We start from the raw sequence: 13622 nt of genomic DNA, 5'->3' as shown, positions 1-13622 counted from the left end.
CACGGCATACGGGTTCCGTAGTTTCAAAAACTTTCGTCTACGTATTCTTATCTCATGCAAGAATAGTTTCTACTCAATGAACTATAAGCAAAAGGCAGCTGATCTCAGCAATGTGAAGTCAGCTACCTAAGCAAGGTTCAAAATATTAAATTTTACCGGTTATCAGTACTATTTGACTTTGAACCAAAGGTAATAACTTTTTTAAATGCAGCTGATTTTACAAAACTTCAAGACTTTTTGTACTCAAAGATAGATGAAATGCAAGCACGTCCTTTTTACCTCATGGCATTAGTAGCACTAGAAAGACATCACAAATAACCATATAACAATCAACAAGGCCTATTCATCATCTACACACAAGGTAACTGACCCAAAGACAAAATCGTCTGTTCGTACGATCGCTCTTTCTAAGCGTTTGTCAGCTGTTTCAAGCAACTTTTTTAAAACAACTAAGACAACCTAATTGAAAATAAAATGAATACAGGTCGTGTCAGCCTAGACATGCAAGACTTGGTACGTGAAGCCGATATTCAACCTACCCACTTCCACGGCTTACGCCACTCACACGTATCGTAACTACTCCATAACGGTGTTGATATTGACTATGTTAGCAAGCGCGTTGGTCACGTAAATGTTATTATCACACTGCAGGTATACGCTCACATGCTAAAAGAAAAAGAGCTAGCTCAAGATGAGCTAACTCTTCATGTCCTAGACAATGAATAATTGTTTGAGTGACCAAATTTGACCAAAACCCTTATAAATGCCTATGTAGCAAACCCCAAATCACTTTGAGAACTTAGCTTCGTGGAACTTCTTCATGATGCCTGCGTTAGACAACAAGTTCTTAACAGTATCTGATGGTTGAGCACCGTTGTTCAACCATGACAATACCAATTCTTCGTTCAACTTAACTTCGGCAGGCTCAACCAATGGGTTGTACGTACCAACAGTTTCGATGAATCGACCATCACGTGGTGAACGTGAGTCAGCAACTACCACACGGTAGAATGGGCGCTTCTTTGAACCCATGCGCTTCAAACGAATCTTAACAGCCATGTTTATTTTCCTCCAGTTGTTTTTCTACAAGTAATAATATACCAAATAACCAACTGCCTGTAAAGTGTTTTTCCTTTACACGTTGAAAATTATTCAAATGCAACGTTTTTAGAGCTGTTCTGGTATATTATCACTCACGTAAGTTTATATTTTAGCGCATTCCTAACAAAAGTAAAACCAGAATAACGAATTCTGGTTTTGCTTAGTTAGTTTAATTCGTTCACATAACTGTTTGCAGGCGATCGTTTGATGTAAGTCTTGGTAGGCCTGACCAACATTGAATTTAGTCGTTTCTTTTGTGATTGGATTATAAACTAGTCGATCGTAACCGGAAATAATAGACACGACTGCTAACACTTCATCCGTGGATGCAATCATAACATCGGTATCACCATTTCCCTGCCCCCGTATAGTTAGGGATTGACCGATTGGTAATTCGATATCACTCGCTAACCTAATCAAAGCCATACGCTCTTCAACCGTTAAATGGGTAATTGCCGGATCAGCCGTCATCTTACTGACTTGACTCATCGTGGCTGATTGCGCAGTTTAGCTTTTGGCGTGCTGACGAGCCAGTTCGGACTCTGTACGCGATGCTGAAATTTCTTTGGCAACCGATAGTGATCGGGCAACTGCCGCATCTTCAACTTGACGCTGATGTGTCCAAACTTGCATCATCAGTGCCAAACCTAATAGACCAATAATAAAACCAAAACCGGTAAAAGTCAGTATCCGCTTATGTCGTTGTCTCATTAAGCGCCTGCCTACGTCTTACTCAGCTACAACTGGTTCCGCAGTAACCTTCGTTGTCGTCACAGTCGTGGTGATATGCGTATCCCGTTGTGTGATCGCCTGTTCGGCATTAGCCGTCGTCTCCAACGCCGCAACTAAACCTGCTAACAAAAGCAACCCAAAAACCAATACCCACAACTTTACCGTAATGCGTGTTCGCTTCATTCTCGTTACTCGTGATTCCATACGTCATATCCTACTTAAATGTGTCCTTTTCTTATTGTTACGTTTAGTTTACAACAAGTTATCTAATATTACTTTAAACAAAAATTAAGGTCACGCCAAGAATATTTGAAGTTTCGAAAACGCTTACAGAAAAGAACTCACCCACTGTTCGTACCAACGTTTTCCAACAGCAAATGAGTTCCTCTTATAGACAAAGAGCCCGAACAAGTCACCGTCGCGACTATTCAGGCTCCTTGCATATTGTGATCACAACAAGTGAAACGCCCTCGTGCACAGGCTTGTTTTGATGCTAGCAGGTGATCGATAGTTATAGTATGGCAGGTTCTCTTGAGGAATCTGTTAAAAATCTGTGAATTAAAAACGCCACCCACGATCGAATGACGTTTTTAACGTTTATTTTTGCTTACGCTTCGCTAACATTTGTTCACGGAGCATTGCAACCTTATCAGCCTTTGAAACGGCCCCCTTCTTCTCTGACTGGTACCTAACGTTCATAGCCTTTGTCTTATCATCTAGTAAATAACGACCCATAATTTTAACGACGCTTCTTCTTATTTTTTTGAATCTTGCGAGCCATTTGCTTCATCGCCATGTTAGCCATCTTGCCCTTAATACCGCCACCCATTCCAGGGAAGCCGCCAGGCATTCCAGGCATGTTACCACCGCCCATCGCATTCATCATTTGTTCCATACCGCCCATGTTACCATTCATCATGCCGCTCATCATCTTCTTCATCTCATTGAATTGCTTAATCATGCGGTTAACTTCGACAATTGGACGTCCGGCACCCGCTGCCAAACGTCGACGGCGTGACGGATTCAGCAAATCTGGGTTTTCACGTTCGGCCGGCGTCATTGACATCACAATGGCCTTCAAATGCGCCATATCCTTTGGGTCAACCTTAACGTTAGCCAACGCTGGATTATTTGCCATTCCCGGAATCATCTTCAACAAATCTTCAATTGGGCCCATGTTTTGCACTTGGTCCATTTGATCAATGAAGTCATTGAAGTCAAAAGTGTTTGACTTCATCTTTTCCATCGTCTCAGCAGCATCCTTCTCATCAAAGTCCTTTTGAGCCTTCTCGATCAACGTTAGCAAGTCACCCATACCCAAGATACGGCTAGCCATACGGTCTGGATAGAAAATATCCAAATCCGTCATCTTTTCACCTTGTCCGACGAACTTGATTGGCTTCCCTGTTACGGCACGAATTGACAAGGCCGCTCCACCACGGGTATCACCATCCAACTTGGTTAGGACGACACCGGTAACGTCTAATCGTTCATTAAAGCCTTCAGCCGTTTCAACCGCATTTTGTCCAGTCATGGCATCGACAACCAGTAGAATTTCATCTGGTTGCGCAATTTCCTTAACATCAGCCAATTCTTGCATCAAAGCTTCGTCAATTTGCAAACGACCAGCCGCGTCAATGAAGACATAGTCTGACTTCAATTCCGCTGCCTTAGCCAACCCTTGGCGAACAATATCACGTGGGTCTGCATCAGTTCCCATCTCAAAGACCGGCACATCAATTTGCTCACCCAATGTCTTCAATTGATCAATGGCAGCTGGCCGATAAACGTCGGCCGCAATCATCAATGGTCGTGCGTTCTGCTCAGACTTCAACTTCAAGGCCAACTTACCAGCCGTCGTTGTCTTACCAGCACCTTGTAGACCAACCATCATGATAACCGTTGGAATCTTGTCAGAAACGTTTAAAGGCACCTCTGACTCACCCATCATCGCCGTCAATTCATCGTTAACGATTGAAACGATTTGTTGGGCAGGATTCAATCCTTCCAATACCTTGGCACCAGCCGCCTTTTCACGGACGTTACGGACAAAGTCCTTAACAACCGTAAAGTTAACGTCGGCTTCCAACAATGCCAAACGAATCTCACGCATCGTCTCGCGTAAGTCCGCATCTGTCACCTTCCCCTTACGACGCAATCCGCTCAGTGCGTTTTGCAATCGTTCAGTCAAACCTTCAAAGGCCATGCTTTACTCCTCTTCTAATGTCACCAGACGTTCAGCTAATCGCGTTAACTCAGCGTCATTGGGATACTTTTCTTGAATATAATCATTTAATTGTGCTGCCACACTTTGTCGTTGCAAATAATCTGCAAACAAATGGAGTTTTGCTTCGTAATCTTCCAATAATTGGGTACTACGCTTTAAATTATCATACACGGCTTGCCGTGATACCTCAAATTCTTCGGCAATTTCGCCAAGTGAGTAATCATCCGCGTAGTACAGTTGCAAGTAATCATTTTGCTTTGACGTCAGTAACGGTTGATAGAAATCAAACAAGGCATTCAAGCGCGTGTTTTTCTCTAATTCCATTACTTGTCATCTCCAATCAATAAGCTACCAAACAAACTCTTGGCAAAATCATCCGCATCAAATGGCTGTAAGTCACCAACTTGTTCACCCAAACCAACCCACTTAACTGGCAAGTGTAGTTCGTTACGAATTGGCAAGATAATACCACCCTTGGCAGTTCCGTCAAGTTTCGTCAAAACAATTCCCGTTACATCTGTTGAGTCCTTAAACAGATGTGCTTGTTGGAGCGCGTTCTGCCCAGTGGTTGCATCCAAAGCCAATAAGACTTCTTGCGGTTCGTTTGGCAACTCACGCGTAATAATGCGTTTCATCTTTGCCAATTCTTGCATCAAATTAACATTATTTTGCAAACGGCCCGCCGTATCGACGAAGAGAATATCAGCGTTGGTTTCAATCGCCGTCTTCACACCGTCATAGACCACAGATGCTGGGTCAGCGTTAGCGGCGCCAGCCACAACCGGAATACCATTGCGTCCACCCCAAGCTTGCAATTGTTGCGTAGCACCGGCACGGAACGTATCCGCCGCCGCTAGCACAACCTTCTTACCTTCAGCTTTATATCGTGCTGACATCTTACCGATTGTCGTTGTCTTACCAACCCCGTTAACCCCAACAAACAAAATCACAGTTGGTCCGTCAGGTGCAAAATGCATTGACGCATCTTCGTTAACCCCTTGGCTACGGTAGTGTTCAACTAGCTTATCAATAATGACGCGCGAAATATCGGCCTTGCTTTTCGCATTTTGTAGTTTAACTTCATTGCGCAACTCATCCGTTAATTGTAACGCTGTCTGCGCGCCAACATCAGCCCCGATAAGCGTTTCTTCAAGTTCTTCAAAGAAATCCTCATCAACCGATCGGAAGTTCGCCATAAACGCATTCCAACGTTCAGACCACGTCTTCCGTGTTTTCGTCAAGCCTTCATCCAAGTTAGTCTCTGATGTTACCGCTGTTTCTGTTTCTGCAGTCTCAGCAACCGTTGCAACGTCTTCTTCGACTGCGACATGGCTTGGTACTTGAATTTCAACTGCCTGGCCAGGTGTTGGTTGTAACACTTCCGCGGCGAGTGCCGTTGGTTCAACAGGCACCTCACCATTCTCCCATGTCTGTGGGTAAAGTACTTCCACAACAACCTTTGGCGTCGCTGGCTTTTTCTTAAAAAAATCAAACAATCCCATTGTTTTCCCCCCTTTAATTTTCTGATGTCATCTCATCGAGTGCCATCAAGTTTACTGAAACCATCGTTGAAACACCTGGTTCTTGCATTGTCACCCCATACAGAACGTCGGCATTTGCCATCGTTCCCTTACGGTGCGTAATCACAATAAACTGTGTCCGATCATTCACATCATGCAAATAATGTGAGAATCGATCAACATTAGCTTCATCCAACGCTGCTTCAGTCTCATCAAGTACCGCAAACGGTACGGGCCGGACCTCCAAAATAGCAAACAGCAAGCTGATTGCTGTCAGCGCCTTTTCACCACCCGACAACAAACTCATTTGTTGGAATTTTTTGCCAGGTGGCTGGGCCTTGATATCAACTCCAGTTGTTAGCAAATTCGTCGGATCCGTCAGTTCTAACTTCGCCTGACCGCCCCCAAACATCTTAACGAAAATGCAAGCAAAATGTTCTGCCACAGCGTCAAACGTTTCCTTGAAGCGATTTTCGACTTCTTCATCCATTTCCGACATCGTTTGGTGCAAGTTATCACGGGCCGCAACCAAGTCATCTTGCTGCTGGGTCAAGAAATCAAAACGCTCTTTCACTTCCGCATATTCGTCAATAGCCGTTAAATTAACGTTGCCAATTTCTGACAAAGTCACCTTCAACGTCTGTAATTCCGTACGGATATCTGCAATCGGCATGACCAGCAGCTGCGACTTGGCGTATTCGAATGACGTATCGTACGTTTCTTCCAAGGTCCGTTCACCGGCTTGAATCGCACTACGCAATTCACCCTGCCGTCCGCTCAAACGGCTCAAGTTTGTCATCGCTTCCGTTTGTGCTTCTTGCGCTTGCACAAGCTCGCCTTCTGCTAAGGCGATTTCTTGACGCAATTCATCTAACTCAGTTGCAAAATCTGTCAACTCGTGTTCGGTAGCTCCCTTATCCGCCAACGTACCGGTCAAGTCGTTAGCCAGTCGTTGTTGGACATCACCATGGTCTGCCGTCAAATCGGCCATCTGCTGCTGATAAGCTGCCAAGCGCTGTTCTTCAGCTTGAATTTGTTCCACAACATCTTCGTGACGAACAGAAGCCGCTTGCACGTTAGCTTGGGCCGTGGCGAGTTGCGCTTGCAAGGTCGTTAATTCTTGATCAACTGTCGCCATATTGTCACTCAATACCGACTGCTCAGCCAACAAGCTCGTTAACTGTATTTGTTGTGTTGCTTGTTGCTCAGATAGATCTGCAATGTCGTGTTGATTGTCAGCCACCAATAACGCATGGTCAACCGTACCCGACGATGACACGCTAAATTCATACGTTAAGGCCGACTTCTCTTTTTGCACTTGGGCCAAGCGTTCCTCAGCCACCTGTAATTGTGCCGTCGCCGTTTGTGCCGCTTCGTTAGCCACCAACACCTGAGCTTGCGCCTCACCAAATGCCGTCGTTGTTGATTTCAGTTCGTCATCTAACTCACGAACCTGTCGTTCCAACTGTTCCGTTTGCGCGTGCAACGTCGCAACCTGTTCCGTCAATGATTCCACTTCACTTTGCTGTGACAACAAACCATTGCCTTGATTACGACTGGCACCACCGGTCATTGACCCACCTACATTCATGACTTGTCCATCAAGGGTCACAATCCGTACGCGATGTTGTAAGGATCGAGCCATAGATACAGCCGCGTCCATGTTTGTGATAATGACAGTTGTCCCAAGCAAACTTTGTACGACGGGGCGATACGCACTATCTGTCTTCACTAAATCTGCTGCTACACCAACAAAGCCAGCTTGTCCCTGGGTAGCCTGAATTTGTGCCGGTTGCAACTCCCGTTTGCGAATTGTTGTTAATGGCAAAAATGTCACACGTCCCAAACGATGCTGCGTCAAATAACTAATTGCCGTCTTACCAACCTGTTCATCCGCGACAACCACGTTTTGTAAAGCACCACCCAACGCCGTTTCGATAGCTGTTTGATGTGTTGACGCAACTGAAATTAACTCAGCCAGCACACCGTGAATGCCTGGAAAATTTTCTCTGGCCTTCATGAGGTTACGTACTCCTTGGAAATAGCCCTCATAATTTTCAGACAGACGACTCAACGACTGTAAACGCGTTGACAGACGTTGATCCTCTTCCATCTTGCTAAACCACTCTTGGCGGCGTGCTTGACTTTGTTCCTCTAACTGTTTGCCCAACTGCTGCAAGCGCGTAAACTCAGCTTGTGCACTAGCCAAAGTTGCCGTCGTTTCAGCTACGTTGGTTTGTGCGGTTGCGACCGAGGCTTCAGCATTGGTCATTTGCATCGTCAATTGATTCTGACGTTGCGTCAATCGCTCACTTTCAGCGTCATTCCGCTCATTTTCTTGGGCTAAGAATTGCTGTTGATTTTTAGCAGTCGTTAACAATTGCATCGTCTCAACTAGAGTTACCCGTAGTTGTTCAATGTCCGCTGTTACCTGAGTCAACTGTTGGCGGGGGTGTGACGCCTGTAATGTCGCAATATTTGCTTTTAGCTTTATTACCTGTTCGGTCTCCGCCGTCATTGTGTCTTGGCGGTTTGCCTCCGTTGCACGCAGTTCCGTCAAACGAGTTTCAACCCGAGCCAGTTGCGTCTCGAGTTCTCGGGTTACGTTTGACCGATTACTGGAACGCTCTGCCTGCAATTTTTGTTCTCCGACCAATTGTTCCGCACGAGTCGTCAATCGCAATAATTCAGCTTGTGCTCGTTGCTGCCTGTCTTCAGCTTCCGTCCGAGCTTGCTTCATCGCTGCTAACGCGTCAGTATGCGCTTTAACCGATTCCGCATGTGTGTCGTTCTCATCTTCAGCCAGACTTAATTGGGCCTTGATGTCTGCTTGCTCAGTGTACCAGTCCGTTAATTCTAACACTAAGCGTGACTGATCTAACTGGTCAAACCGTACTTTTGTTGTCAAATACGTTTGCGCCTTTGCTGATTGCTCAGCCAATGGGGCCACCCGTTTTTCCAACTCATACAAAATATCTTGCACCCGGTTTAAGTTATCCTGCACACCAGTCAACTCTTTTTCAGCCTTGTCTTTGTTTTGCTTATACTTATAAACTCCAGCCACATCTTCAATGATTGACCGACGTTCTTCTGGCTTCGTACTGAAAATACTTTCAACACGTCCTTGTGAAATGATTGAAAAGCTTTCGCGTCCCAACCCGGAATCCATAAATAATTCGTGAATATCTTTTAAGCGAACCGTTGTCCCATTAATTTGGTACTTTGAATCACCATTTCGATATAGTGCACGCGTAATCCGAATTTCAGAGTAGTCAGAATTCAAATAACGATCGGTATTATCGAACGTGATTGAAACTTCGGCGCGATTCAACGGCGCACGTTGTGATGTCCCACCGAAAATCACGTCCGACATTTTGTCACCACGTAGTCCCCTGGCGGACTGCTCACCCATTACCCAGCGAACGGCTTCGATAATATTTGATTTACCGGAACCATTTGGTCCTACAACTCCAGTGATACCTGGCATAAATTCTATCTTGGTGCGATCAGCAAATGACTTAAAGCCGCTAATCTCCAATGTTTTTAGTTTCATACCAATTCCCTAGTTTTTCGTCAATGTTTGGTACGCTGCCCGTGCAGCGACCTTTTCTGCTTCCTTCGTTGATTTTCCTTCGCCTGTTGCCAATACTTGATCATTCACGGAAACCTGCACCGTAAAAATTTGTTCATTATTTTCTACAGGTCGTTCGCCTAACTTAGTGTACGTAATTTTGACACTACCATGACGTTGCAAATGCTCCTGCAATTTCGATTTGTAATCCACGAAACGATCGTAGAATCCTTTATCAATCTTGTTAAACATGATTTCACCTAGGAAGTGCATCACGGCATCTTGACCTTGATCCAAGAATAGCGCACCGATAAATGCTTCCCATAAGTCTTCTAACAAAGAATCACGATTACGGGCGCCCGATAATTCCTCACCACGGCCCAATTGCACATATTGATCGAGATGCAACTCACGTGACAAAGCTGCAAACGCCCGGGTTTGGACCATCGAAATCCGCAACTCTGTCAATCGACCTTCATCCCACTCTGGGTAACGCTTAAATAGATAGACAGCGGTTGATTGTTGCATCACGGCGTCACCTAAAAATTCAAGACGTTGGTAATCATTTCCCGTGTAGTTTGGATGTTCATTAATATAATTGGCTTGCGTTAATGCCTCCTCCAACAATGACACATCGTTAAAGTGGATATTATAGGCTGATGCAAGTTCTGCTTGTAGTTGTTTAAACATAAGACTTCCTTTCTAGATATACTGTTTAATTATACCAGAGAAAACCGTGTTATATTAAGGGTCTTCAGAGTTTGTTAACCAGCGTACGCAAATTTTCCCAACACACAAAAATCCCAGCACTACTAACCCACGTTGAGCTAGATTACTGGGATTTATGATTGATTTTTAACTATTAGTTAAACGTGTGCGGCAATATAATCTACCGTGTCGTTGATGGTAATCAACTTTTCAGCGTCTTCGTCAGAGATTTCTGCGCCAAATTCATCTTCCATCTCCAATACCAATTCAACAAAATCAATTGAATCAGCATCGATGTCTGTCAAAAAGTTTAATTCACCAGTCACCTTAGCTGGGTCCAACTCAAAGTGGTCTACAACTAGTTCAATGACCTTGTTTAAGATTTCCTGTCGTTCCATGATTCCGTTTCCTATTCGAATATTTAACTCTACCTAGTTTAACGCTATTCAGCGGCGCCGTCCACATCATTCTCTGGTCGCGCTGCCAAATCTTCCTTGTGATCGGCAACAAACGCTTGCACCTTGGCCACCAAATCAGCTTCTAGCATCGTGTGAATTTGCTTCATCGTGTTCGCAACTGCATCTGGTCCAGCAGAACCGTGCGTCTTAACAACCGGTGCGTTAACCCCTATAACAACGGCGCCACCGTGCTGTGAGTAGTCCAATTTTGCTTGCACGCCCTTCAACGCAGGCTTCAACATCGCACCAGCCATCTTCGTCTTAAGACTACCACTCATAATGGTATCCTTAAGCAACTTCAACAACGACAAGGCCGTTCCTTCAATTGACTTCAACGTGGCATTACCTGAGAAGCCATCGGCAATCACAACGTCAGCAGGTCCTTGCAAAACATCACGTGCTTCAACGTTGCCTACGAAGTTCAACAAATTGTGGTCTGAACCGTAACGCAACAATTGATGTGCTTCCTTGTGGACTTGGTCCCCTTTGTCTTCTTCAGTTCCGTTGTTCAACAATCCAACACGTGGGGCATCGTAACCCAAAATCTCGTGTGCGTAGAATGAACCCAAAATACCATATTGGTACAAGTGTACAGGACGGTTTTCCGCATTAGCACCCATATCCATCATCACGAAAGCATCGTGCGGACCATCAAATGCTGGCAACGCCGTCATCAAAGCTGGACGATCAATTCCCTTGATACGACCAACAATGAAGATACCAGCGGCCAACAAAGCCCCCGTGTTACCAGCCGAGAAAATTGCATCCGCATCACCGTTCTTAACCGCTTGTGCGGCCAAAACTAACGAGCTTTGCTTCTTGCGCCGAATTGACTTCACTGGCTCATCGGCCATCGCAATGACTTCATCTGCTTGTACCAAAGTCAAACGCTCTTCATTCTTAACGAAAGGCTTCACCTTGTCCAATTGACCAAACAGCAAAAACTCCGTATCAGGCATTTGGTCACGCGCTAGTTCAACACCAGCAACGATTGCTTCTGGGGCGTTATCCCCTCCCATTGCATCAATGGCAATCTTAAACATAATTACATTTCCTCTTGGATTCAAAAAATAACTTAAATAAATGCTAGAACAAATCTAACATACTTTTAGGACTGGGTAAAAGTAAAAGGCACCAATTTTTTAATCAAAATTACGATAACGAGCCATGGTTTCTGACAACATATCTGCCAGCGGTACCAGCTCAGGGTCTTTGTCCCAATCTGGTTTTGCCACAATTTCAATGGCTTCTTCTTGTGCTACCGTCATCATCGCCAAATCCGCAATTGGGTCCCCGACGCGGAACTCTGGCACACCAGATTGACGATTACCTAAGATATCACCGGCACCACGCAACTCCAAATCCTTTTGTGCTAAGACAAATCCGTCCGTCGTGGCAACCATTGCTTCCATGCGATCAATACCGTATTGCGTCTTTGGATCGCTAATTAGGAAGGTATATGATTGGCGACTACCTCGACCAACACGACCACGTAATTGGTGTAGTTGTGATAGTCCAAAACGATCCGCATCCAAAATGAGCATGACCGTCGAATTTGGCACATCCACACCGACTTCAATTACCGTGGTAGAAACTAACACTTGGAACTCATTTGCCTTAAAAGCCGCCATAACGTCTTCTTTTTCTTGATTCGATAGCCGTCCATGTAGTAAGCCGACACGATAAGTAGGCGCAAAATACTCCGATAGCTCCGTATACACAGCTTCGGCATTTTGAACATCAAGTGTTTCGGACTCTTCAATCAACGGTGTCACAACGTATGCCTGAGCGCCTTCCTGGAGTTGAGACCTAATAAAGGCGATTGTTTTTTCCATCTCATTACTACGCAACCAATATGTCTTAATTTGTTTGCGACCAGCTGGTAATTGATCAATAATCGACACATCCATTTCGCCATACGCGGTAATGGCTAACGTTCGTGGAATTGGTGTAGCTGTCATCGCTAAGATATCCGGATTCATGCCGATTTCGCGGAGTGTTGCCCGCTGTTGCACACCAAAGCGATGCTGCTCATCAATAACCGCTAACCCTAGATTACGGAAAGCAATATCAGGTTGAATCAACGCGTGCGTTCCAATCAAAATATCCACTTCACCATTTGCCACATCTTCCAAAATTTGGCGTCGGGCCCCCGTTTTTGTTGACCCCGTTAACAACTCAACTCGCACTTTATCTGGATCAAAAAAGTTACCAATCGTTTTAGCGTGTTGCTGGGCCAAAATTTCAGTTGGCGCCATTAAAGTTGCCTGCATCCCAGCGGTAATTGCGGCGTACATCGCCAACACAGCCACAACTGTTTTTCCGGACCCCACGTCTCCTTGTAAAAGACGATTCATATGAATTCGGCGTCGCATGTCACGCACAATTTCATTCACGACTCGTTTTTGCGCATCCGTGAGTTCAAACGGCAATTTGGCAATAAATGCCCTTAATTCATCATTGTTGAAATTAATTGACCGGCCACGGTTATCACGATCCATTGACTTAATCACCTGCAGACGCATTTGAAAAACGAAAAACTCCTCAAACGAAGCGCTACGCCGTGCTTTGGTCGCAACTTGACCATCCGTTGGCGCGTGCATACCAAAGACCGTATCGTGGTGGTTCATCAACTTATATCGTGTTCGTAAATACGCAGGCACGATATCTGTCCGCAACAATTCGCCATACTTGCTTAGAGCTTGAATAATTAAATCTTTAATAGTCTTTGCTTTGATTTCTTTCGAAGATGGATAAACTGCTTCCATTTCATCATCGCCATTTCTCGACATTAACTTAATACCAGACAGTCCTTGTCGCGTCTTGTCGTAGGTACCATGGACGGCCACTTCCTGACCAAGCTCTAAGTTTTTCCCTACCCATGGTTGATTAAAAAATGACACCATGATCGTGTCATGTTCCACTGTCAACCGGAAGCTAGTCCGTGTTTTCTTATACCCGAAGCGATTAACCACGGGTGGTGACGTGATAACGCCTTTAAACGTTACCTTCTCACCATCTTGCGTTTCAGCAGGCGTTTTCATCGCTAAGTCGTTATAGCGCATTGGATAGTAGCCAAGTAAGTCATCGATTGTGTAGATACCCAGTTTATTAAGCGCTTGGACCCGCTTAGGGCCAACACCATCAAGATCATCAACTAAATCTAATAAACTAGCCAAGTTAAACACCTCCCTTTCTGAGGTATCATTATAACGCAAAATTAGGTTTTACTGAACAAAAATAACGTATACTTTGGTGTTTGCGTCGAGGCATGGTGGGTGTGGCGTGACTACGCCACACCCGCC

At 44.9% G+C, this 13622-nt stretch carries 13 protein-coding genes; all 13 read right to left on the bottom strand.

What is annotated here, in order from left to right:
- Positions 1–786: 786 nt before the first annotated feature.
- Entirely contained in the window at positions 787–1059 is a 273-nt protein-coding gene (gene rpsP / locus EST42_RS05305; RefSeq protein WP_003609072.1) for a 30S ribosomal protein S16, read from the bottom strand.
- 162 nt (positions 1060–1221) lie between these two features.
- The gene (locus EST42_RS05300) at positions 1222–1590 is read right to left on the bottom strand and encodes a hypothetical protein (RefSeq protein ID WP_134644534.1); all 369 of its coding nucleotides are present in this window, start codon (positions 1588–1590) and stop codon (positions 1222–1224) included.
- 18 nt (positions 1591–1608) lie between these two features.
- On the bottom strand, positions 1609–1812 hold the full coding sequence (locus EST42_RS05295) for a hypothetical protein (RefSeq protein ID WP_134644533.1): 204 nt from the start codon (positions 1810–1812) through the stop codon (positions 1609–1611).
- A gap of 18 nt (positions 1813–1830) precedes the next feature.
- Positions 1831–2016: a hypothetical protein gene (locus tag EST42_RS05290; RefSeq protein ID WP_245150403.1), complete on the bottom strand. Its 186-nt coding sequence runs from the start codon at positions 2014–2016 to the stop codon at positions 1831–1833.
- A 414-nt stretch (positions 2017–2430) separates the two neighbouring features.
- Positions 2431–2568, bottom strand: a complete 138-nt coding sequence (locus EST42_RS10510) for a hypothetical protein (RefSeq protein WP_167711108.1) — start codon at positions 2566–2568, stop codon at positions 2431–2433.
- Between the two features lie 4 nt (positions 2569–2572).
- Positions 2573–4039 carry a signal recognition particle protein gene (gene ffh, locus EST42_RS05285; protein ID WP_134644531.1) on the bottom strand — a complete coding sequence of 489 codons (1467 nt, stop codon included), beginning with the start codon at positions 4037–4039 and terminating at the stop codon, positions 2573–2575.
- Between the two features lie 3 nt (positions 4040–4042).
- Positions 4043–4384 carry a putative DNA-binding protein gene (locus EST42_RS05280; RefSeq protein WP_010372824.1) on the bottom strand — a complete coding sequence of 114 codons (342 nt, stop codon included), beginning with the start codon at positions 4382–4384 and terminating at the stop codon, positions 4043–4045.
- Positions 4384–5562 carry a signal recognition particle-docking protein FtsY gene (ftsY, locus tag EST42_RS05275; RefSeq protein ID WP_134644530.1) on the bottom strand — a complete coding sequence of 393 codons (1179 nt, stop codon included), beginning with the start codon at positions 5560–5562 and terminating at the stop codon, positions 4384–4386. Before ftsY ends, EST42_RS05280 begins: the two co-directional genes overlap by 1 nt.
- Positions 5563–5575: 13 nt before the next feature.
- Positions 5576–9133 (bottom strand): chromosome segregation protein SMC, encoded by a 3558-nt coding sequence (gene smc / locus EST42_RS05270; protein WP_134644529.1) that lies wholly within the window; start codon positions 9131–9133, stop codon positions 5576–5578.
- Between the two features lie 9 nt (positions 9134–9142).
- On the bottom strand, positions 9143–9841 hold the full coding sequence (gene rnc / locus EST42_RS05265) for a ribonuclease III (RefSeq protein WP_134644528.1): 699 nt from the start codon (positions 9839–9841) through the stop codon (positions 9143–9145).
- A 176-nt stretch (positions 9842–10017) separates the two neighbouring features.
- Positions 10018–10257: an acyl carrier protein gene (gene acpP / locus EST42_RS05260; protein WP_134644527.1), complete on the bottom strand. Its 240-nt coding sequence runs from the start codon at positions 10255–10257 to the stop codon at positions 10018–10020.
- Positions 10258–10301: 44 nt separating this feature from the next.
- Positions 10302–11360 carry a phosphate acyltransferase PlsX gene (plsX, locus tag EST42_RS05255; RefSeq protein ID WP_134644526.1) on the bottom strand — a complete coding sequence of 353 codons (1059 nt, stop codon included), beginning with the start codon at positions 11358–11360 and terminating at the stop codon, positions 10302–10304.
- A gap of 99 nt (positions 11361–11459) precedes the next feature.
- Positions 11460–13496, bottom strand: a complete 2037-nt coding sequence (gene recG / locus EST42_RS05250; protein WP_134644525.1) for an ATP-dependent DNA helicase RecG — start codon at positions 13494–13496, stop codon at positions 11460–11462.
- Between the last annotated feature and the right edge of the window lie 126 nt (positions 13497–13622).

The sequence above is a fragment of the Weissella cibaria genome (genome assembly GCF_004521965.1).
GTDB classification, from domain to species: domain Bacteria; phylum Bacillota; class Bacilli; order Lactobacillales; family Lactobacillaceae; genus Weissella; species Weissella cibaria_A.
The sequence above is the reverse complement of the archived record's forward strand: the minus strand, read 5'-3'. Positions and strand labels throughout refer to the sequence as shown.

Excerpts from the sequence above, each read along its gene's own strand:
- EST42_RS05295 (WP_134644533.1), bottom strand. The coding sequence starts at position 1,812 with ATGAGACAACGACATAAGCGGATACTGACTTTTACCGGTTTTGGTTTT.
- smc (WP_134644529.1), bottom strand. The coding sequence starts at position 9,133 with ATGAAACTAAAAACATTGGAGATTAGCGGCTTTAAGTCATTTGCTGAT.
- EST42_RS05300 (WP_134644534.1), bottom strand. The coding sequence starts at position 1,590 with ATGAGTCAAGTCAGTAAGATGACGGCTGATCCGGCAATTACCCATTTA.
- ftsY (WP_134644530.1), bottom strand. The coding sequence starts at position 5,562 with ATGGGATTGTTTGATTTTTTTAAGAAAAAGCCAGCGACGCCAAAGGTT.
- acpP (WP_134644527.1), bottom strand. The coding sequence starts at position 10,257 with ATGGAACGACAGGAAATCTTAAACAAGGTCATTGAACTAGTTGTAGAC.
- EST42_RS05290 (WP_245150403.1), bottom strand. The coding sequence starts at position 2,016 with ATGAAGCGAACACGCATTACGGTAAAGTTGTGGGTATTGGTTTTTGGG.
- plsX (WP_134644526.1), bottom strand. The coding sequence starts at position 11,360 with ATGTTTAAGATTGCCATTGATGCAATGGGAGGGGATAACGCCCCAGAA.
- rpsP (WP_003609072.1), bottom strand. The coding sequence starts at position 1,059 with ATGGCTGTTAAGATTCGTTTGAAGCGCATGGGTTCAAAGAAGCGCCCA.
- EST42_RS10510 (WP_167711108.1), bottom strand. The coding sequence starts at position 2,568 with ATGGGTCGTTATTTACTAGATGATAAGACAAAGGCTATGAACGTTAGG.
- rnc (WP_134644528.1), bottom strand. The coding sequence starts at position 9,841 with ATGTTTAAACAACTACAAGCAGAACTTGCATCAGCCTATAATATCCAC.
- ffh (WP_134644531.1), bottom strand. The coding sequence starts at position 4,039 with ATGGCCTTTGAAGGTTTGACTGAACGATTGCAAAACGCACTGAGCGGA.
- EST42_RS05280 (WP_010372824.1), bottom strand. The coding sequence starts at position 4,384 with ATGGAATTAGAGAAAAACACGCGCTTGAATGCCTTGTTTGATTTCTAT.